The sequence below is a fragment of the Legionella bononiensis genome (assembly GCF_016786215.1).
Classification (GTDB): domain Bacteria; phylum Pseudomonadota; class Gammaproteobacteria; order Legionellales; family Legionellaceae; genus Legionella; species Legionella bononiensis.
The window spans coordinates 1-22764 of the sequence record NZ_JADOBG010000007.1 but is presented as its reverse complement, the minus strand read 5'-3'; the positions used below and the strand labels follow the sequence as shown (position 1 = coordinate 22764).

Sequence of the window (22764 nt, the reverse complement as noted above, 5' to 3'; positions counted from 1 at the left end):
CTTCACTTTTTAAAATGCATAGTGATTCATCTGAATTGGCACTCCTTATCAAGTCGTCATCCTCGCGAATGCAGGGATCCATTCTCAAAATAAGCGCCATGCCACATTGTTGCAAGGATCCCCTCTTTCGCGAGGATGACGTTTAAAAAGTGAGGAGTATTCAGAGAAAAGTCTTAGAACATTGGCATCGGAATTGCCAACATCTCTGAAAACAGAACAATATATAGATACTCCTTAGTTTGAAAAGAAAGAATGCCTTTGAATCAGTTAGATGTTCTCCCTTTCAGTTCATGAACCAGAAATCCGCTAAAGGAGTATTTTTATAATGAGAGAGATAATGTGAAAAATAATGATGTGCTTTGTTCCTTTGTTTCGTATGCAGTAACGTCTGAAAATAAGTTTGCTTAAATAATTCTGCCTGAGCATCACTGCCTCCTAACTGCGAGGATTTGTCAATTACTGGCGTCAGAAGGAAATCAGCCTTATCATAGTCCTCTTCTGCAAAGGAATAAATACCCTGACATAGAGGTAAAATCACCTTGGCCCATAAAGCGTCATCAGTTGAATTAGCGTATTGCTCCATTTTTTTCAAAGAATCAATTGCTTTCATTTTTAGCCCGGATCGGACAAGACAATAAATAAAGCGCGCGTTGTTAAACCCGATATAATATTCTGTAGGATGGTTACCTAAATGTTCCGCGATTACATTTAATTTCCCATATTGAGGCAGACCTGCCATATCCATTTGCCATAACAAAGATACCGAATCAATTTGCTCAAGCACTGTATCAGGCATAGTACCTGATATACTCGGATACAGTTTGAGTATATCGCTCTCATTGCGATGAGCCAGATAAAATAAGGCCAAATGCCAGGTATTATGCCCCTTTAATAATGGATTAATAGTTTGCCAACTGTCTTGTAAACTGCTTAACCGCTTAATCCCACCATCAAAATCATGAGTCAACAATGCCACATGAGCCAAAGTATGATGTGCCCATGGAGTAATTAATTCCATATTGATTGCTGCTTCAGCCATTTCCCTGGCTCTTTCATAATGACCGCATAGCTCCAGAGCAAAAGAATGAATCGCCAAAAAATGTGACTCATCCTGATTCTCTGCAGCACACCTAGTGCATACACGTAAAAAATATTCAGCCTGATATGCTTGGCCCGTACAGTAAAAAAGCCACTCCATCAATTTCATGGCCAAGGTATCGCGAGGATAAAGTTGCATCACCTCTTCTAATATTCTGATCGCCTCATGGTGTTTTAAATTGGACCAGCGGAGCATTGCTTTATATAAGAGCTGTTCACGAGTATTTGCGCCTGATAAATACCGTTCTGCTGCCTGCAGGTAGGTTTTGGCAATCGCATTTGCCACATCCTCTTGCGCAAACAGATAATATGAAGCCGCATAAATTTGGATCAGCACATTCTCGGGATGTTTTTTTGCAGCATCAATGATTAAACCTGCATCAGTGCCTGCCCCCAGGATGTTTTGATGATAGGAGTTAATACAATCAATCACTTCACTGGACTGCGTTGTAACTGCCAACCCTCTGTGCGTATACATAACCGACCCGAAAATGTATAACCCCTTAGTCAAATGATAGCACAGGTAAGCCCAAGTAACCGGTAAGAGAACGAAGTGTGTCTTCGTTCTCTCTTACCTGAAAAAAACCAGCTAATTTAATTCAATCACCATTACTTTAATAGGATGATCACTCACATTTTCATCGTTGTGTAACTCACCGGGTACATCTTTGGTAAGGTAATAAGCCTTATTCTTTTTCAGTTTCAGATAGTGCACTGCGCCCTTATTATTCGTTATTTTTAGTACACCATCAGTCAGAGCTACAAGAACACGCTCATGATCGTGTCTGTGCATAGGGAGCACTTTGGCGGAGGTAGGATATATAATGGTTTGCCATACCTTAACTTTACTATTGGTGAATTGTTCGATTCTTTTTGTTGCTTGCACTTCTGCATACAGAACAGTGACCGGATTCATCAATAATCCGATCAAAACAGTCATAAAATATCTTTTCATTGGGATAGTTCCAGAAATTAAAGTATGGCCATTATAGCACCAGTTAAATTTGAATTTTACCTTTATTGATCCTGAAAAAAATTAAAAAGAAACATTGGGTTAATCAATAATATATTGGTAAAAGCACTATAATTAAAATAAGGAAGATGTTTAGGAGATTTATCATGACTACCCTGTTTTTGGCAACAGTGATTGGGTGGTATCTGGTCATCGTTAGCCTTTATTCTTTATTTCAATACGAACAGTTAAAAGCAAATGCTGCTGAAATTATGGGACAGCGTGGAGTGTTTTTCGTTCTAGCCATTATTACTTTAATTTTAGGTTTACTTATGGTTACAAGCCATAATATATGGGTCACGGGTTGGCCTGTAGTGATTACTGTCATTAGCTGGATGGTCTTAATCAGTGGTATAATTCGCATGTTCTGCCCTGATACAGCGAATAAAATGAGGCAATCCTTCATGGATAATCCAATAAAAATGAAAATTGCTGCTGTTGTATTCCTCTTGTTAGGCCTGTTCTTATTATTTCAAGTATATTACCCCCTAATTTAAGGACATTTGATTTAAGCCGTGATGATTCAAATCACGGCTTTATTCTATTCAAAATAGAACGGATCAAAATTAAAATGAATGACTTAATCCAGAGATAAGGTATTATAGCGTGTCGAAACAGGGGCGCTTTCAATAAATCAGGATCACTCATAATCGATTCAAAAGTTATGCATGGCCCGCTAATAACAAATATGGATTCAGGAATTCAGGATGTTCTTAACGAGTAATACACAAGATGACTTTGAATTCTCCAGTCTTCACCACCTCATGGACTGGTTTATCAAACTCGCTTTTCTAATCATCCTGCTTCTGGTCATCGTTCCTTTCTCCCCCAAAATGCCGGCACCTGGACTTGATGCATCCTGGGCCTTGGGACTAAACCAGGCTGTCGCCCAGGGACTTTCATTTGGTAAGGAAATTATTTTTACCTTAGGCCCTTATTCTTCGATATACACCAAATTTTATCACCCATCCACCGATCTGATGATGATGGGGGGAAGTATCTATCTGGCGCTGTCGTTCTGGCTCAGTATTATATTACTGATGCAAGGCATTAAATGGCGATGGTGTTTTGCTTTTGCTGTTCTTATTTTCGGGATGATCTATGCCAGAGATTCATTATTCTTCTCATATCCATTAATAATAAGTCTGGTTTGCTTCAAAAACCTGAGCTCTCGTACCATTAATTCTTATTCAGATAAAAACACATACGTTTTACTCAGCTTATTGTTTGCTCCACTAGGCTTATTAGCCTTAATCAAAGGCTCGCTGTTAATCATAAGCGGGGTTGTTTCAATTCTATGTTCCTTATTTTTTGCCCTGCATAAACAAAAAAACTTGTCTGTTATCTGCCTGCTTTCCCCACTGATTTCAGTTATTTTGTTCTGGACTATCGCAGGCCAATCGATTCTTCATCTCCCTTCCTACGTCCTTAATTCAATCCTTCTGGCCGCAGGTTTTACTGAAGCTATGGCTGTTGATGGAGATAATAAGGAAATAACGCTTTATTTGATTTCTTCCGTTCTCATTCTCTTCACTATTATTGGACAAAAACAAACATCTGCCCTTACCCGAATATTGTACTTCAGTATTTTTATTATTTTTCTTTTTCTATCATTTAAGGCCGGATTTACACGACATTTTGGTCACTCATTTATTACCGGTACATCTATTTTGATTGCAGCACTGCTTCTCCCCTTTTTATTTCATACAAAATGGGTTATTCCCGCACTTGTTTTCTCAATATATACAACCAGTTATATTGACGGTCAGCATACTAAAATTTCTCTGCTCAATAATTTTATCTCTACTTATTCGGCTTCATGGTATGGTCTGAAAAATCGGGTTAAAGATCCTCAATGGGTAAAAGAAAATTATCAAGTCAGCATGAGCTATCTGCATCATCAATTTCCTTTTCCTGCTTTAGAAGGCACTACAGACATTTATTCTTATGATCAAAGTTATTTATTTGCCTCAGAAACAAACTGGTCTCCGCGCCCTATATTTCAAAGCTATTCTGTTTTTACTCCACTCATGGCTGAAAAAAATAAAAATCACCTGTTAAATCAGCACAGTCCAGATAATATTATTTTTAAAATACAGGCAATAGACGAACGCATACCCTCCCTTGACGATGGCGCCAGTTGGCCTGAATTGTTGAACAATTATCATCCCGTTCAATTAATTAATGATTTTTTAATTCTAAAAAAGAATGGAACTAGTAGCATCACTGAACCACCCCAACTGGTGAACAAGGAGCAGCATGTTTTTGGAGATATTGTCCAGGTGCCTGAATCAAACCAACCCATATTTGCGGAGATAATTATAAGACCCACCCTGTGGGGAGTACTGGCGACCGCATTATTTAAACCACATCAACTTGAAGTCACTATTGAATTGAATAATGGCACTAAAAGACAATTCCGTATTATTGCCAATATGGCAAGATCCGGTTTCCTAATCTCACCGTTAATTGAGGAAACTGCTGAATTTGGATTGTTGTACAGCAGGAATCATTTTTTGGATAATAAAAAAGTTAAATCATTAACCCTGTCTTCCAGTCAAAAACATTCAAATCAATGGAATAACGAATATACTATCCTTTTTAAACGCCTTAATACCGTACCGCATCAGATTTAACTGTTCTAGCTTCTTAAGTACCTCTTCACAGAGGAACAGAGTACTTGTTAATTTTTTAATTTTCTTGCCATCACTTCATCAAATAATTTTTTCTTTTCTTCTGATAATTCCGAGCGCCGCAAGGTCATCATTTCCTGTACAGTGCCCTGCACACAATCAGGAGTCAATCGATCAATTATTAAAATTCCATTTAAATGATCGATTTCATGTTGCAAAACGCGAGCATAAAAATCGCTTTCAATCCGTTGGTGTTGTTGTCCCGTTTCATCAAAATAAGTCAGTTTAATGTGTTTATATCTCGGTACTTTTCCAGCTTTACTGGAAACTGAATAACACCCTTCAAAATCATAGATTACAGTGACGTCAGATGTGGGTTCATAAGAGGGGTTAATCATAATATGCATTGGATAAACCTGCACATTTTCACGTAAAAGGCCTGCTTCCTCAGGTATATAAAGGGCTATTATCTGCTTCGCATGATTCACTTGTGGCGCAGCTAAACCAACACCACCCAGAGCCTTTAATTTGATTTTCATGGCGTGGATCAACTTGGCGTCATCCTCACTTAACGGAAATTGAACCGTTGCTGCTTTAGATTTTAGTACCTGATAATGCTCTGCTTGCTCGATTGTAACAATGTCCATAGCCATAATTGATGTTAATCCCAACATAACTCCACATATGATGAATACTATACGAAAGATAAAATGAAACAACCGTTGCTGTCCTTATCTTAAAAAGATTGAATGATTCCAAATACTCATATTGATACTCCTTTATAAACTATTCAATACTCTTAAATTGATGCTATTTTTATAAAAAGACCACCTATTTGTTTAAAAATAGAAAAAAAAGATTTATTTAAGCAAATAATGTAGTAAAATAGAGCTTATGATTAATTCATTAACACAAGAATATTTTTTATGGCCAAAGATTTAAAACAGCAATCCAGGTTATCAGAAAAAATGCAGAGATTGAAAAATAATATTCTTGCTCTGCTTTTAGAAAGAAAATCACTTATGGAAAAGGTCTACGAAGGCAGCCGCTTTGCGACCATAATTACCACAGGGATCAGTAATGTATTTAATGTGATTGCTTCATTTCTAAGCTCGTTTCAATCGATACCTATTATTGGCGGTATATTTCAAGGCATCGCGGCAATTCCACAAGCAATTTCTTTCATTTCTGATCCAAAAATTACACTCGCTCAAAAAGCGATCAGTGGCTTACTACTTGCTGTGGTCGGCGGCATCGCCCTTACTGCGTTTCTTCTTGGGAGTGTAGCGACCCTGATATTTGGAACCGTGCTTTCCTCTGTCTTAACCCTTCTGGAGGGTTATTATTTTACCTACAGAGTCATTGATAAATTTCAAAAATCAAAACGTTATAATGAACGTAACGAATTCATGACTCTGATAGAAGAGCGCAGATATCCTGAAGATGATAAATACAATGATCAATTAGAAATTCGCGCTGTGGAGCTTAAACATGCTCTTGCGGGAAATGGATTGAGCAAGGATAAAAAAAGAAAAATAGAAGATGAACTAGGTTTCATCAATGGGGTTCTCAATAAAAAGGGAATAGTCATTGGAGAAAATCCAGAGAGTACAGCGTCTCAGCTTTCAGAATTGTATAAAATTCATAAGGAACAATTGCAAGAACTGACTGAAAAATTGTCATTAATTACTGAAGAAACCAAACTGGAAGGACACAACGAGATTCTTGACGAAATCCAGAAAATTCAAAAAGCGATTTTAACTACAGAAGAAGACATTGCTTATATTACTAAACCAATCAATGAACTTTTATTTGAAAATGAGATGGCAACCGACAAGCTTGGCTTATCCTTTAGCAACTTCGCATTATCAGCTGCCGCTGCTATTGTTTCTATTCTCGGGCTACTCGTGGGCGTAGGAGTCGTGGTAGCTCCTCCAACTCTGGTTCCAGTAATGCTTGGTATTGGCATAAGCCTGGCTGTTGTCGGTTTAGTGAAATGGATCGCTGAAAAAATAACGCAGCAGACAGAACGAAACTATCTAGCAAAAAAAGAAGAACATCAAAAAGTTACCATTCTGGAAGAATCCCTCTATGCCTATGAACACACTCGTTATAAGAATCATTCTGCTTCAATAGTAGATTCAAGTCACTCCAAGTACATGCAGGATTTACTGGAACAGAAAAATACCATCGAAACTGAAAAAGAACCGGCAGAAACGAGCTCCCTCAAACCAAATGAACAGCTTACGTTCTTTGGATCTAAAAAAGATGACTCCGCTAAGCATCCTGAAGACAGTCATCAGGTAGATGGTGTTCCCCTAGTTAATGAAAATATGACTCCATAGCGATCCTATACTGTATATGACAAAAAGTCGCTGTCCATTTATAATACATAAGATGTGTTTATCGAAAGAGAGTATCTATGAGCCTGAAACGATTTCATGAAGCCCAAAAAGGACAGCCAGGTTATAACCAAGCACATTCGGAAATTCAAAATGGAAGAAAAATCAACCATTGGATTTGGTATATTTTTCCACAACACCAATCTCTGGGATATAGCTCGCAAGCCAAACTTTATGGTATTACCGATTTTAAAGAAGCCTGTGATTATTTAAGAGATCCCGTACTTTTTAAACGTTACGATGAACTCGTTAAACTTGTTGAGAAGAAATTACAAACGATTCCCGTTGAAACACTTATGGGTGGCTCTGTTGATGCTCGTAAACTGGTCTCCAGCTTAACTCTGTTTCAAGCAGCAGCAGCTTTTCTGAGTACCGCAAACCACCGAACACAAAATGATTATGCGGTTCTTGAAAAAAGATGCGCCCAGATTTTTGATCTCATCTCAAACCAAGGTTATTTCCCATGCGAATCGACTCTTGCTGTTTTGAATAAACCTGGACAAAATATTAAATACAACAATACTCATGCATCTGTTGTACTGACACCGCATGAACCGAGTCGTCATGCAAAACCCAGGACATCTACCCTAAGTCATGAGTTGGCGGAATATAAAAATATCAGAAAAAATGAATGGGAATTTCATTATAATTTTTTAGGAATTATCTCTGTACTGTATTTTATCCAGGATAGTCTGTTTGGGACCGATCATTTCAATACCAAAAATCGGGAAATAAAAATAAGCGCGGCATCAAAACTGGAACAAATTCTTGATCCCGATCAACCTAAACCCGAACCATTAAATGCAGCTGAGATAAAAGCGCTGAAAGAAGGACGATTAGGGGATCTGGTCAGCCGTCATGGAAGTTTAGACTACATAATAACTCATGCTCCCATGAAACAGAATGATGATCCATCTTCAGAACATCGTTTACAACCGTAATGCATAGACCATCAATAGAAACTGATTGAGTGCGTCACTGTTCAATACCCCCTGAACGTTCATCATCCTGAACGCAAAGAAGCGTCTTCAAACAAAGTAAAGGTAGCCTGTATTAGACGAAGTCGTAATACAGGGTAGTTTGGACAAAGCCATGCTCCCCAATAATCAGCAATCGTTCTACGTGTAACCACGATATAGAGTACATTAACTGTACCAAACTTATATGATCTTGCGATTGTTGAAGAGGTTGATCCTGTATTACGACTTCGTCTAATACAGGCTACACCCACTGAGGCATGATGGTATTCCCTGGGAAGTTCATCATCCTTAACGCAAAGAAGCATCTCCAGACGCAGTCACAATGCTCGTATCAGGAGATCGTTTGAGCTTAAGACAATACTCTCTGTACCATATATTGAGGTACGGGCGTTTCGATTCCTGCGCGATCAAAGTGCTGTTTGATACGTTCCTGCAAAACATTCCGTGTTACTGATAATTCAGTCGTACTGACCCATACCATAAACTTGAGTTCTACAGCTGAATTGGCAAAGTTATTAATACTAACAACAGGTTCCGGATCTTTTAATACCTGTTCACAGTGTTGCGCTATATCCATTAACATTGATTTGACCAGACTAATATCGCAGTCATAAGCAACCGCTACGATAATATCAAGACGTCGAGTTGAGAAATAACTCAGATTGGTAATCTCGGATTTTATCATTGCTTCATTAGGTATTCTGACTAATTTATTATCCGATGTTTTCAGTTTCGTAGAAAGTAAATCTATTGAATCCACAACGCCTGTTATCCCCTTTACCTCAACGGTATCGCCCACTTTAAAAGGATGTTCAAATAATAAAAATATACCACTGATTAAATTCGAAGCTGCTGTTTGAGAAGCAAAACTGATAGCAACGGTAAAAACACCAGCGGCCCCCAGTAATACACTAAGCTTGAATCCAATATGTTGTAAACTCGTCACTGCAAAAATGGTGAAAACAGCATAAAAGACCACCCTTCTGATGAGCATGGTCTGATGACGGGAAAACCGCTTAATTAATGCTCGTTCAGCTAATATGCCTAATCGTTTTGCAAAAAAATAGCCAATAACAAATAAACATAATGCAAAGACAATATTGACCATCTTGTCTGGATGGACGAAATAGCTTAAATAACTTTTATGTATCCATTGTTCCACGAATAATCGACCTCATCCCATTTGTTGATTATAATTATGACAGGATTTTATTTTAAAACCATATCGTTACATTATAATTGTCTTAATTATATAGACATTGAAGTCACACGAAGTGCACTTTGATTTTTTTACGATTAATAAGGGCTCTATGAACAAAACAACCCCAATAAACCGTTGTGGCTGGGTAGGACTCAACAAACCTCATTATGAACACTATCATGATACCGAATGGGGTGTTCCAGTACATGATGATCAAAAGCATTTTGAAATGATTCTTCTTGAAGGAGCACAAGCTGGCCTGAACTGGGAAACCATATTAAAAAGACGTGAAGGTTATCGAGAAGCATTTAAACAATTCAATCCAGGCCATGTTGCTCAAATGACGGATGAAGAACTGGAGATTCAATTAACCAATCCCCAAATTATCCGCAACCGTCTTAAGATCTACTCAACGCGAAAAAATGCTCGTGTATTTTTAGCAATTCAACAAGAGTTCGGTTCCTTTGACGCTTATATATGGCGCTTCGTTGATGGCTCACCTAAAATCAATCGCCCAAAAAGTCTACAGGATATCCCAGCCAACACGGCTGAGTCTGATGCCTTATCCAAAGATCTCAAAAAAAGAGGAATGACCTTTGTAGGCTCAACTATTATGTACGCCTATATGCAGGCTGTTGGTCTGGTTAACGATCATACTGTTGATTGTTTTCGTGCCATGGATGCCTAAGCTAAATATAATGATCAAAGATACTGCTCAATCATTTCGATAAACGACAACCTGAGCGCAGTGAGAGATCTCCTGAAACAGGCATAGTACCTGCTTTCGAAGATCCTTCACAAGGTTCAGGATGACGAACTTTACGTAGTTATTGAGAAGGTACACCAATTCCTTATCTTCACAGCTATAGTGTGTTTGCCAAGCCTTGAACTCGTGCATTAATAAGATGAAGAGCCTAATGAATTCATATCACCATTGCAAAATAGGTAATTTTACTGACATGACAGATAAGTTCCTTTAGAGAATAATCGCCGCTCTCTTCAATGGTTTAATTATGGAACATCAGGATGTATTCTAAACAAATTCAACGAATGCAATTGCTGTCATACGTCAATGACAAGGCGGTTTTTCGCACCATTTTTGGATGGATCACCACGATCATCTGCACTCTTGTTATGCAGATACTAGTTCAAAATACTTTGTTAAATGCCACCTTCGCTCATTTTATAGTCATTTTTTCTGCAGCGTTGGGGATGTGGGTTTTTCGTCTTGTTCCCGAAAGTATCCCAGCTGTTTTTATTATTTTATCAACATTATTTTTTAATTTTAACCCGCAACATATTATTCTTTCTGGTTTTATGTCTGATAGTTTTTTTCTAACTCTAAGTTTATTCGGTATAAGCTGTGTGTTAATCAAATCTCAATTATTTTATAGATTTTCCTTATTTTTGCTGTACCGTCTGCCCCCCAGCCAATCTCTGTTACAAAAAACACTTTTTGCCATTGGAGCACTAATGACCCCTGTTATCAGTGTTCAAAGCGCTCGGGTTACTCTCATGGCGCCCTTACTCGATGATCTGGTGACCAGCAGCAAAATTAATCCGCGGAGTACTTCTGCGAATGCATTAGCTTGTGCCGGATTTAATGGGTGTATTTTATTATCAACAATTTTTCTTACTGGAAAATCAAGCAATTCAGTACTCTATGCCATGCTTTCCCAGCATCATATGAGGGACTTTAGTTGGTTTGATTGGTTTTTTGCTGCATCTTTTCCCGGAGCATTATTAACTGGATTATATTTTATCGTTCAATCCCGATTTTTTAAAATGAATCACTCAGTAAGTATCAATAAATTCAGACTCAAAAAAGAATTAATCTCTTTAGGTAAAATCACTATCGAAGAATGGGCGGCAATTATTGGAATATGCACCTTACTCATCGGACTCTTTTTAACATCATGGCATCACATTCCTGGCTTTTTGATCTGTAGTGCTGTTTTCTTTGTTCTTTTCCTTACTGGTGCTATAGAAATTCATGAGTTTAAAACAGGGATTAACTGGTCTTTTTTATTCTACCTCGGAGCGATCATTGGGATTATGCGCTACATTCAAAATATCGGTATTGATTTATGGCTCGGCAATAAATTGGGCTGGATCACGGATTTTGCTGATGGCAACATCGTTCTAATCATCGTCAGTATTTATTTGATAAGCTGGTTGTGCGGTTTAATACTGGGAACAATGACTGCTCCTGCCTTGTTGTTTACCGTGATCGTGCCAGTTACTCAAAAAGCAGGGATTAACAGTTGGCTTGTTGCCTTTATTATCCTGATGGCTACTGAAGCCTGGGTATTTCCCTATCAATCCAATTATTTTCTTTGCTTTGAAGAGTTACTCAACAAGAAAAAAAATTTCCAGCTTAAATCTCTTTTACGCTTTAATTCGTGTTTAGCACTTCTGAAACTAGGCATTTTGTTGTCGTCCATTCCTTTTTGGTATTGTTTTGAAATCATCTAATCCAGATATTAATCATGATACCTGGCACATTGTAATTGGATCATTGAACGCGGCACTGTGGATGCTCTGTCAATTCCAGCGATTCCAACTCGTCCCAACACTGAGCAAAATCCTCATTATCAGTAAAGCCATAACTTGCCAATTTAGCATAGACCAAATGAACGTTATCACTGCCTAGACGATAGCATACCGGTAATGCTTTATCAGAGGCTCCACCCGTCAGATAGCGATGATATTCTTGAGGAAGCTGAAAAAAAGGAGGCAGTGTTTTTGCGTTGACATCAGTACCTACTATCCGATGCTGGATTTTAATCCCCTTGGTTGCAAAAATACTGGTTACCAGATCTTCAGGTAAATGATTTTTAGGATAGAACGTCATACCCGGAGGAACATAACTCATTCCATAACCTGGAGGTATGGCTCTGAAAAATACAAAAACTTTTGCTTCAGGATTATTCTCAGCCAGACTTAGCGAAATTCTATGAAAATTCAGATCAGCAATACCAATTGGACTAAAGTTACAGGCCAGCTTTCCATGAAACAAAATTAAATCACCGAATTTGGGATGGGTAATGCGTTCCACATCAAAAGCAAAAAAATTCGTTATTGCATTGTCTTCTGACTTCCAAATATCCACATAGAACTGACGATCTGCATCCGTTTGTTGCGGCAATAACATGGCGCTGAAATAATCAGCCTGATTTCTGGCGTGTTCTCCGCCTAAAAACTTGAAAATATCCGGTTTTTTTATCAACTCAGCCAATTCTTCCTGAGTTAATAAATGAGCCGGCTTTATGAATGAACGATACTTTTGCCCTTCCAGGACAATCGGAGTTTCAATCACTGCACTATCAAATGAGAAAGTCGGTTTCGCGATAACTGTTTGCCCAACTCGCTTACGCTGCGCCCTGGCATCCAAACGCTTGTTATGGGCTGTGAATAAGGCTTCCATTTCCGATGTAACCACTGGATCAGTAGGCACTTCTGGAAATCGTTCTTTATCATAAGGACCATCAGGAACATGCCAGGTCCAATATTTTAAGAAGAACTCCAATATTCTCAAGTCATCGGGTTTGGCCCATTTGACGGCCAGATCAAAAGGTGTAAGACCTACTTTATTTTCTGGTAATGTTTTCAGATAAAACAAAATAATACGCACCATGGCAAAATCATTCATTCGTACTGCATCAGCCAAACGACTGTTCACCTCTTCTAGTGAGACACCTCGATAAAGGAGCATTTCCATTATTTCAGGAGTTTTAGCGTTATCAATAGGTCTGAAGTATAAGGAACCATTCCCATAATCATGGGAGTAGTTTTTCAAAGAAGCGCCCTGGCTTATTAAATACTCTGTAATGGCAACATGACCATTAGCCATAGCTAATAATAACGGAGTAAATCCAAAAGGATCTTTACTTTCTAGAAGAGTCGGATTTTTCTGCAACTCAGTCTGTACTAAATCCAAATTACCCTCAATACAGCTCCGATGCATTACTGTCCGAGGGTATTTCAGCGCCTGATCTACTTCGGTAAGATACTGTCCACGCAAGGCTTGAAAGTGAGCCATGGGATCATCAAGAACCTTCCTGGGGATACAAATAATCATGGAGTAACTGATCTGTCTTACTTGTTCTATCCACGGTAATTGTAAAATTCCATCACGCTCCGCAACATTTAAAATAAACTCATATTTTTTCTGTTGATTAAAATCCATCTTACCCGTCATCACGCCTTCATGTTGCCGAGCCTCAAAACAGAGTTTTTCAATACTTAATACACCAAGATGAGCTGCTAGTTCATGTGCTGCCATCCCTTTCGGATCTTTAAAATTCGCCAGATGGGGATCGTGCTCTAATAGACGACGTACTCGTACTTCATCAACGTTAAGAATTGCTTGATGTATTTCCGGAATGCAGTCAGGAACAACACGATCGTAACGATCGTCATACTGTTGAATTGCACCACCAAAAGCCAAAGCATTGAGCGATCCAAAATAAGGTCTGTCTTTGGTTTTATCACACTCAAGCTCATTTATTTTCTGCAGATTTTCTGGAGTTGGATGGAGCATTAATTCAAATAGAGACCGCTCCGATGCACTAAATGGAGCCAGACTATCAATAGTTTCTATAAATCGTCTTGCTTGCGCCTGTTCCTCAGGATGATTTAAATCTTTGGTAATTCCCAATCGCGGACTAGCATCAACACGCCGGTCAAAAAAAATAAAATGAGGTCCTTTACCTTTAAAATGGGTATATACCTGTCTTGAAACGAGCGGACGTGGATAAACTATAGAGGATAAATAACCTTCAGGATGATAAGCAAAGACCAATTCTTTTAATGGTGAGCGAAAAAGTAAATTATTAAAATGGATAATCCATGATGGTGTTCTTCTTAATTCCACTGCTTCATTATTTGGAAGTGCTATATTGTTTAAGTAATTTGTGGAATTTCTAAGTCGGCTATATTCCCAGATAGTGCGCTCACTTGCGGAACTACTACTGTAACGTACATTTTTAAACGAACTAATGAGTCCACGCAATAAACCACCAGGAACAGACATACTATTTGACTCCATTTCGAGGGCACTATAGAATCCCCCTAAAAAATGGACAAAATATTATCACTGATTCAATTTTCAATCAATTATCAACCTAACAACCTTTATTATAATGGATCTCAACTCGTTCTTAAAAAATCACCCTACCCTGATCTTTGCTGAAGACATGAGAACTATTTGCCAACCATTATTTAAATTAGGCATCGATTATTTCAGTCATGTTATGATTAATTCAAACAATGAAATGACAGCCAATGCAAGTAATCCCGAGTACTTTCGCTTTTATTTTGAACAAGGATTCCATCAATCCGATCTTCATACCGCAAAGTTTGACATACCGCAACGGTATGTCCTCTGGCATTTGGTCAAAAGAGAAGGAAAGGCTGAAGAACTCTACCAATCAGGGATAGAATATGGCCTGTTTTATATTTTCACCATAATTGAACGCTCCCTGACTGAACAGAATTATTATCATTTTGCCGCAAAATCACATAAAGATTATATGAATGATTTTTACTTCAGGCATATCGATTTATTAGAACAATTTATTGCCTACTACAAACACTCCATGCTCCTTAACGACGGGCTGAATCGGGCATATAAATTGCCTTATAAAATTAAGAACACTATCGGCTCACACATCATAAAGGTGGATTTTTCCAGTTCACTCACTCCAGTCACTATTAAAGACTACCTGGACAGTATTCAGATAAAGTCAAGTACAAATAAACCCGTTTCAGAATTATCACGACGTGAACTGCAATGTGCTTTATATTTACTTGAAGGCAAAACATCCATGGAGATAGCGCTTTTGCTGAACCTCTCACCCAGAACAGTGGAAGTCTATTTTAATCGACTGAAAAATCGATTTGGCAGCAAAAATAAAATTCAATTGGTTCGGCATTTAATAGAATCAGGTTTGCTCAGTCACACTACCGTTCCCATTGATTCATAACGTTTAATACATGTTCTCTCCAACCTGCCGGTACATCCTTATTCTGTGGAATCTCATGTTGAACTTAGGTGTTTTAGGCTAAGGGCTTCTTTATTTGCACCATAAGATCAAATAATGTACAATTGAGGGATTATTGACCTATGCTGAACCGATCAACACTATGCCAACCTTCTTTTCCGAATCATCAAAACTCTATGAAACCGAAGCCCTTTCAGCGATTAGAACCATTCGTGCATTGTTAAGCTGCGGCTCAAATCACATATCCGATCGGAATTACGTTGATTTCCAAAGAGGAAATGCAATACGTGCAGCAGTCCCAATAATTGCTTTGCAAAACGCGTTGTATGGAATTAACCCATCACATCACGTATTTTCCAGAATTTATTTACTCGCATTAAAAAAATACGGTTATGGGCATTGTGGCGAATTAGCTCAAGCTGTCTTTATCCACCTGATTGATAAGGGAATAGCTCCAGTTGATATGTGCTATACCACTGTCGGTCGTCATGCATTACTTGTTCTTGGTAGAAAATCTGACTCCGATCCAGCAGACATCTCCACCTGGGGCGATGAAGCTCTAATATGTGATCCCTGGGCGAACATGATCTACCCTGTTTCTCAATTCAGAGCAAAACAGACACTAAACCAATACAATCATTATAATCCTGAAATTTATAAAGAATTTGGCGAAGAGTTACCTCCTTTTTATCTTGCCGGTGACCTGTCGATTCGATATGGCGTAAAAAATCAATCTGAAGCGGAAGAGTTCAAAAACCGATCACAGATTGATCCTGAACTACTCCCCTTTTTCAAGATAAAAATCAATAACGATTCTGATTTATATGCGGATCTGAAGAGCATGAAAACCTTATTAGTTGCATTGATCAATTCACCACTAGGCAAGGATAAAGGGGCATTACCCGGTATTAAACAAGCCTGGGAATGTTTGACTGCCCTAAAGACAGGACTTGATAAACGATTGGTAGAATCCAATCAATTAGCCTCAGCTCCTGCGCTGTAACTAGAATACAGCTAAACACCGAAATATCAGAAGAACTCCAATGCAACATGACTTAGGAAAAACACTAATTAGTGCTTGATCATTTTTAAAGTTATAATCAATCAAGGGATGTCATAAACACTGATGAAGGAACCAGCTCACTCGTTCCTGGCATCAATTAGAATGAGATTAACCCATGGTATGATTAAGAAATGTAAACTATTCTCATGCATTTATTCACTACGACATGTTATTGCCATTGGAAGCATGTTATTGGGTATCTATTTTATCAAAAAGCTAACAATCCTATTATATCTAGGTTCTGTGAAGCAGCAATTCACTCTTTTATCCCTATGTCATTATCTGTGGCTCTCTAACGATATGTTTTTACGTTTTATCCTCATCATCAACTTTATTATTAAACCTCTTTTTATCTATTTTGGAATCATGTTGTGCTTCTTTTATTTAAATGAACAATTCAATCTGAAATCCAAAGCTTGATGTGTTTTGTTGTTACTCAAGAGGAAAAGGGTAAGAGAGTTAAATTTTTATCCAAATAAAATGATCTCCCCTCTCCACCTCGCACAGCGTGGGAGAGAGGGATCAAGGGTGAGGGGGTTATTTTTTATTCAAATAAAAATGATCACCCCTCTCCAACTCGCACAGCGTGGGGGAGAGGGATCAAGGGTGAGGGGGTTATTTTTTATTCAAATAAAAATGATAACCCCTCTCCACCGCGCGCAGCGTGGGGGAGAGGGGTGAACTTTGGGTTTTTATAAAATAAGTGGCGAATGGTTACTTTTCATTAAATTGATATGTTCCACAGCATCTGACAATCGCGGCTCTGTTCCTTGCATCTATTGAATTCTTTTAAATACACTCTCCGTGAACGAGTTTCATCCTTTTTCTTTTAACCAATAGAGGCTAAGATAAATTAACCCTATTATTCTTTGCAATCGGGATTACGCACCGGAGGAATTCCAGCAATGACTGCTAATTACTATGATCTTTATCAAAAAAATCCCGTTTTTTCGACTGAATTTTACAGCCAGTTTTTAAGAACCCTGGGGAAAACACATGCACAATGCGCAGATATTGGGGAATGTTTTGTTACTTTGCACCAGATAAAAAATAATGATTTTAACAGCTGGTACAAGGCATGGCATGATATGGCTGAAACAGTAGCTGATATGGGTAGTGAAAGTGAACACTCGGGGCATTTTTACAGTGCGGGCAAAGCCTTTCTCCGTGCCGCCGAATATCATCGTAACAGTGAGTTCTTTTTAAGAGCCAACCTGGAAGATCCTCGAATCATCGTTATCTATGATCAACTGCGATCATGTTATGAGCGTGCCCTACAATACCTACATCCCAACACGATAAAAGTAAAAGTCCCTTTTGAACAGCACAGTTTGGATGGCTATTACTTCACAACACCAATCGCACCTAAAGCCACTCTGATGATACCCGGAGGTTATGACAGTTCAGTTGAGGAACAATACCCCTTAGTCTATGCTGCCTTATCAAGGGGTTATGATGTTCTGACCTTTGACGGTCCTGGGCAAGGACAAGTCTTAAGAAGATATGGATTAACCATGCGCCCGGATTTTGAAAAAGCATGTTCCCCAATCCTGGACTGGATGGATAACAATGCCCGCAATCACCAATACATTGGTGTTGGACGCAGTTTTGGCGGTTATCTGGTACCTCGTGCTGCATGTAGCGACAGACGATTTTCTGGATTAATCTGCGATCCTGGTCAGATGAACCTGGGCGCCAATCTTCGAAAGATATTAAATCCTGAACTTCTTGAGTGGCTGAACGATGGCAATAAAGAGCGAATTGATCTCTTTTTTTCTGAACAATTCAGCAAAGATCCGATGAAATCATTCTACTTTTATTCACGAATGTCTGCTCATGGATTACATTCTGTCTTCGATTATCTGCACTGCCTTCACGAATATACTTTTGAGGATCGTATTGAAGGGATTCAATGCCCAACCCTTGTTTGCGATAATCCGCATGACAGCATTGCAAGTTCCAGTAAATCTTTTTATGAGGCTCTTTCCTGTGAAAAAACCTACGTTGTATTTTCAGCCAAAACAGGCGCAGGTTCTCATTGTGAGGTAGATGCCAGTGCTCAATTTGAACGAATTATTTTTGATTGGCTTGATGAGCATTGTGACATCTGAATCATAGTAGCAGGTATACATTAATTCCTACATTGTTTCGGTTTCTGATATCATTGAACTAAAGCCAATTGAATCGTTAAAGGATATAAACCCATTATGGAACTCATCAATGCATGATTTGATGTTAATTTTTTTAGCGTTCCTCCTGGTTCTGCTTAATGCGTTCTTTGTAGCTGCAGAATTTGGAATGGTAAAAATAAGAGCTACTAAAATACAGGCCATAAAAGATCGCTATGGGCTACGCGGACGCATTTTAGAACAAGTCCATAATCAATTAGATGCTTATTTATCTGCCTGTCAACTAGGGATAACCCTTGCCTCATTAGGGCTGGGTTGGATTGGGGAACCCGCGTTCGCTCAATTATTAGAACCTTTATTCCTGCTTGCAGGAATCACATCACCCAAAATCATTACCTTCACTTCATTCCTGGTTGCCTTTAGCATTATCTCTTTTCTGCATATTGTTGTTGGTGAATTAATGCCAAAATCACTTGCCATCAGACAATCAGTGATTATTTCAATCTGGACGGCAATTCCCTTATACGCATTTTACTGGATCATGTATCCAGCAATCTGGGCGTTAAACAGCTGTTCCAATTTATTTCTTTCAATTCTGGGATTGAACAGTTCGAGCCATCATGAAGGAATTTACTCGAGTGATGAGCTTAAATTAATCTTGAGCGGCAGTCACCTCCATGGCGAATTGGATAAAGATGAACGTGAAATCCTCGAACATACTCTGGATTTAGCGGAACTTAATGTAACAGAAGTCATGCGACCAGCCGATGAAATGATGGTGCTTAATCATGATGAGCCTTTTAAGATCATTTCCCAAAAAATTCTGAAAAACAGATTCAGCCGTTATCCTGTATATGACACGACAAAAAAGGAAATGGTCGGAGTAATCCATGTAAAAGATTTATTCGCAGATTTATTAATGCAAAAAGAAATAAACAATGTAACCCCTTATATACGACCCGTTTTAAAAGTATCACATAAACTGCCTGCCATGGATTTACTGCGTAAATTTCGAGCGGGTATGCCGCATTTTGCCCTGGTTTACAAAAATAAAACGACCTTACTCGGATTTGTAACTTTGGATAATCTGTTGCATGTAATGATTGGTCGTATTAAAGATGAGTTTCATAAAACACATGATGATTGGGTAAAAAATGCGGACGGCTCGATAAGCACCAAAGGAGATTGCTCGCTGTATTCGCTGGAAAGAGCCTTGGATTGCGATATCACCCTGTCTTCTGAAGAGGAGGAGCTGAATACCTTATATGGTCTTCTCATTACGCGTCATGGTAAATTGCCCAAAGAAGGAGAAATAATCCAGTTTCATGAATTCGACGCACTGGTTGAAAAAGTTCAGGATTCCTCAATAGTAAAAATTAAAATAATTCCCAAGTCGAAAGAATAAAAAAATACTGGACTAAAATAAACTATAGCGACATAACAGTTTTAAAGCACTTTGGTCATTATATTAAATCAAGAACAGAGATATCCACGCACTTATCAAAAATTACGAGATGATGAATCATGAACCAACATGAACAGGAGCAGAAACATCCAGAATCAGGTGGCCATACCTGCTGTCACCATAAGAATTCCAAAGTCCATTCACCTCCAATATCAGCTGGGGATCAGCAACCAGGGCAAATCTACACCTGCCCCATGCATCCAGAAATCCGCCAGACAAATCCAGGCAGTTGCCCCATTTGCGGTATGGCTCTAGAACCAGAAATGGTCTCCTTGGAACAAACCGAAAATCCTGAATATAAAGAAATGCGAAGACGATTCATTCTCGCATTAATTGCAACGGTGCCAGTATTTATTCTGGCCATGGGTTCTCATTATTTTTCTTCTATAATCTCATTAAAAGTATCGGCCTGGATTCAGGCTGTTCTGGCCACGCCAGTGGTCATTGGCTGTGGATGGCCCTTTTTTCAAAGAGCCTGGCAATCGCTCAAAACCCGTCGCTTGAATATGTTCACTTTGATTGCCATAGGCACTGGTGCTGCATGGGGATATAGTCTTTTTGGTCTTTTGTTTCCCTATGTATTTCCACCGCAACTTATTGAAGCATCGGGTTTACCTGGGCTTTACTTTGAGGCAGCCGCGGTAATCACTACATTGGTATTGCTCGGTCAAGTGTTGGAGCTTAAAGCACGTGAACAAACTGGAGGTGCTATCAGGGCATTATTAAATTTAAACCCCACTCGTGCTCATCGCCTGTTGGCTGATGGAGCTGAGGAAGAAATTTCTCTGGATAAGGTGCAACTGAATGATCTCTTGCGTGTTAAACCCGGTGAAAAAATCCCGGTAGATGGCACGATCACCAGCGGCCAAAGTTATGTTGATGAATCAATGATTACTGGCGAACCCATGCCTGTACATAAAGAACCCGGAAGTCAGGTCATCGGCGCTACAATAAACCAAACGGGCAGTTTTATAATGCAGGCTCATCATATAGGTCATGATACCCTATTAGCGCGCATCGTCCGTTCAGTAAGTGAAGCACAACGAAGCAGAGCCCCGATTCAACGCCTTGCAGATACCGTGTCGGGCTGGTTCGTTCCTTTGGTGATCCTTATCGCTATAATCTCATTTGTTTTCTGGTTGCTGGTTGGACCTGTCCCTGCATTTACCTACGGATTCGTTGCCGCGGTTTCAGTGCTGATTATAGCCTGCCCCTGCGCACTCGGTCTGGCTACCCCGGTTTCCATTACTGTTGGCATTGGCCAGGGAGCACGACACGGGGTACTTATTAAGAATGCAGAATCTCTTGAAATGATGGAACAAATAGATACTCTGGTTCTGGATAAAACCGGGACGTTAACAGAGGGTCATCCTGTGTTAACCAGAATTATAACCGCAAAAGGCTATAACGAAGAAGAACTATTGGCTCTGGCAGCGAGTATTGAAAGTAACAGTGAGCATCCTCTGGCTAAAGCCATCATGGCAGCAGCTAAGGGCGGAACAATAAAAATCGCTGCCGTCAAAGAATTTAAAGCCAGCATAGGACTGGGAGTAAGCGCCATCATTGGTTCACGTCATGTAGCGCTTGGGAATGCTCGTTTTTTAAAAGAATTAACCACAGATCATTCAGAACTGGCGGAAGAAGCTAATAATCAGCAAAATAAAGGTGCTACAGTTCTCTACATGGCTATAGACCGCAAATTGGCAGGTCTCTTAATCGTTGAAGATCCCATCAAAACAATGAGTCGATCTACTCTGGAAATTCTGGAAAAAAGGGGAATAAAAGTAGTGATGCTGACCGGCGACACAATAAAAACGGCTGAAGCAGTCGCAACACAATTGGGGATCACGAATTGTATTGCTGAAGTCCTCCCGGAAGATAAAAAACAAGTCATTATCGATTTGCAATCTCAAGGAGCAAAGGTGGCTATGGCCGGTGACGGGATTAATGACGCGATTGCATTAACTCAGGCGGATATTGGTATTGCGATGGGAACAGGCAGTGACGTTGCCATTGAAAGTGCGGGTATTACCCTGTTACGTGGGGATTTGAGTGGTATAATTACCGCATTGGATTTGTCAAAAGCCACTCTGAACAATATTCGCCAGAATTTATTTTTTGCTTTTATCTACAATGCCTTGGGTATCCCGATTGCCGCAGGTATTTTCTATCCATTTACCGGCCTGCTGCTTAACCCCATGATAGCAGCCGCGGCCATGTCGCTTAGTTCTGTCTCGGTCATCGTTAATGCACTAAGATTACGAATCAAGTAAAATGGACTCAGCTGTCCTTTACCTTTCGAGGCTGTGGGACAAATTAATTACAATAAAACAAATTAATTACAATAAAACAAATTAATTACAATAAAACAAATTAATTATAATAAAACACATTAATTGTAATAAAAAACTAATCGTTTCTAATTTTATCAAAATACCAAAGTTCTCCCCTCTCCCCCACGCGCAGCGTGGGGGAGAGGGATCAAGGGTGAGGGGGGTCAATTTATCGCGTAAGCGACTCCTTAAAATACAATTAAATATGTTTAATCTGGTCGGTACATTAAAATTGCGACAAAACTTGCATCGCTTTAAACGCAAGGTAATTCGTGGTGTAGAAAAATATTGAATTTTTCTTACAAATGATGGCCTATAATAGTTGCCCTGGGTAATGGAATGGAGTCGCTTACGCGACGAATTTAACCCCCTCACCCTTGATCCCTCTCCCCCACGCTGCGCGCGAGGGAGAGGGGAGAACGTTGGTATTTTGATAAAATTAG

At 39.2% G+C, this 22764-nt stretch carries 17 protein-coding genes; 11 read left to right on the top strand and 6 right to left on the bottom strand.

All coding sequences use genetic code 11. The features are described 5' to 3' along the window. Nucleotides 1-283: 283 nt before the first annotated feature. Both IZU94_RS04450 and IZU94_RS04445 read right to left on the bottom strand, forming a co-directional pair. Nucleotides 284-1576, bottom strand: coding sequence for a tetratricopeptide repeat protein (locus IZU94_RS04450; protein WP_203108413.1), 1293 nt, complete (start codon nucleotides 1574-1576; stop codon nucleotides 284-286). A 111-nt stretch (nucleotides 1577-1687) separates the two neighbouring features. Beyond that, nucleotides 1688-2014 (bottom strand): cupin domain-containing protein, encoded by a 327-nt coding sequence (locus IZU94_RS04445; RefSeq protein WP_439649223.1) that lies wholly within the window; start codon nucleotides 2012-2014, stop codon nucleotides 1688-1690. 203 nt (nucleotides 2015-2217) lie between these two features. Here IZU94_RS04445 and IZU94_RS04440 point away from each other — a divergent pair, with 203 nt between their 5' ends. Together IZU94_RS04440 and IZU94_RS04435 are read left to right on the top strand one after the other, a co-directional pair. Beyond that, nucleotides 2218-2607 carry a DUF308 domain-containing protein gene (locus tag IZU94_RS04440; protein WP_203108409.1) on the top strand — a complete coding sequence of 130 codons (390 nt, stop codon included), beginning with the start codon at nucleotides 2218-2220 and terminating at the stop codon, nucleotides 2605-2607. A gap of 267 nt (nucleotides 2608-2874) precedes the next feature. After that, the gene (locus tag IZU94_RS04435) at nucleotides 2875-4746 is read left to right on the top strand and encodes a hypothetical protein (RefSeq protein WP_439649222.1); all 1872 of its coding nucleotides are present in this window, start codon (nucleotides 2875-2877) and stop codon (nucleotides 4744-4746) included. Between the two features lie 47 nt (nucleotides 4747-4793). On the opposite strand, the gene def is transcribed toward IZU94_RS04435, so the two are convergent. Next, a complete protein-coding gene (def, locus tag IZU94_RS04430) occupies nucleotides 4794-5396 on the bottom strand; it encodes a peptide deformylase (protein WP_203108601.1) in 603 nt (200 codons plus the stop codon). A 273-nt stretch (nucleotides 5397-5669) separates the two neighbouring features. On the opposite strand from def, the gene IZU94_RS04425 reads away from it, so the two are divergent. Both IZU94_RS04425 and IZU94_RS04420 read left to right on the top strand, forming a co-directional pair. Then, on the top strand, nucleotides 5670-7088 hold the full coding sequence (locus IZU94_RS04425) for a T4SS effector SidA family protein (protein WP_203108405.1): 1419 nt from the start codon (nucleotides 5670-5672) through the stop codon (nucleotides 7086-7088). 77 nt (nucleotides 7089-7165) lie between these two features. Continuing rightward, entirely contained in the window at nucleotides 7166-8086 is a 921-nt protein-coding gene (locus IZU94_RS04420) for a DUF1810 family protein (RefSeq protein ID WP_203108402.1), read from the top strand. A 62-nt stretch (nucleotides 8087-8148) separates the two neighbouring features. Here the strand turns inward: IZU94_RS04420 and IZU94_RS04415 are convergent, their stop codons facing one another. Both IZU94_RS04415 and IZU94_RS04410 read right to left on the bottom strand, forming a co-directional pair. After that, nucleotides 8149-8430 (bottom strand): hypothetical protein, encoded by a 282-nt coding sequence (locus IZU94_RS04415; protein ID WP_203108400.1) that lies wholly within the window; start codon nucleotides 8428-8430, stop codon nucleotides 8149-8151. Nucleotides 8431-8474: 44 nt separating this feature from the next. Beyond that, a complete protein-coding gene (locus IZU94_RS04410; protein ID WP_203108398.1) occupies nucleotides 8475-9287 on the bottom strand; it encodes a mechanosensitive ion channel family protein in 813 nt (270 codons plus the stop codon). Nucleotides 9288-9435: 148 nt separating this feature from the next. Here IZU94_RS04410 and IZU94_RS04405 point away from each other — a divergent pair, with 148 nt between their 5' ends. Together IZU94_RS04405 and IZU94_RS04400 are read left to right on the top strand one after the other, a co-directional pair. After that, entirely contained in the window at nucleotides 9436-10014 is a 579-nt protein-coding gene (locus tag IZU94_RS04405; RefSeq protein WP_203108396.1) for a DNA-3-methyladenine glycosylase I, read from the top strand. 338 nt (nucleotides 10015-10352) lie between these two features. Then, nucleotides 10353-11801 carry an SLC13 family permease gene (locus tag IZU94_RS04400; protein WP_203108394.1) on the top strand — a complete coding sequence of 483 codons (1449 nt, stop codon included), beginning with the start codon at nucleotides 10353-10355 and terminating at the stop codon, nucleotides 11799-11801. A gap of 40 nt (nucleotides 11802-11841) precedes the next feature. Here the strand turns inward: IZU94_RS04400 and IZU94_RS04395 are convergent, their stop codons facing one another. Then, entirely contained in the window at nucleotides 11842-14376 is a 2535-nt protein-coding gene (locus IZU94_RS04395) for an ankyrin repeat domain-containing protein (RefSeq protein ID WP_203108392.1), read from the bottom strand. A gap of 148 nt (nucleotides 14377-14524) precedes the next feature. On the opposite strand from IZU94_RS04395, the gene IZU94_RS04390 reads away from it, so the two are divergent. The 5 genes from IZU94_RS04390 (at nucleotide 14525) to IZU94_RS04370 (ending at nucleotide 22261) form a co-directional block, all read left to right on the top strand. Then, on the top strand, nucleotides 14525-15313 hold the full coding sequence (locus IZU94_RS04390; RefSeq protein WP_203108390.1) for a helix-turn-helix transcriptional regulator: 789 nt from the start codon (nucleotides 14525-14527) through the stop codon (nucleotides 15311-15313). Nucleotides 15314-15473: 160 nt separating this feature from the next. Further along, complete coding sequence (locus IZU94_RS04385; protein ID WP_203108388.1) at nucleotides 15474-16334, top strand: hypothetical protein; 861 nt, start codon at nucleotides 15474-15476, stop codon at nucleotides 16332-16334. A gap of 965 nt (nucleotides 16335-17299) precedes the next feature. Continuing rightward, entirely contained in the window at nucleotides 17300-18505 is a 1206-nt protein-coding gene (locus IZU94_RS04380) for an alpha/beta hydrolase family protein (protein ID WP_203108386.1), read from the top strand. Nucleotides 18506-18614: 109 nt separating this feature from the next. Continuing rightward, a complete protein-coding gene (locus IZU94_RS04375; protein ID WP_203108384.1) occupies nucleotides 18615-19928 on the top strand; it encodes a hemolysin family protein in 1314 nt (437 codons plus the stop codon). Between the two features lie 119 nt (nucleotides 19929-20047). Next, nucleotides 20048-22261, top strand: a complete 2214-nt coding sequence (locus IZU94_RS04370; protein ID WP_203108382.1) for a copper-transporting P-type ATPase — start codon at nucleotides 20048-20050, stop codon at nucleotides 22259-22261. Nucleotides 22262-22764 lie beyond the last annotated feature (503 nt).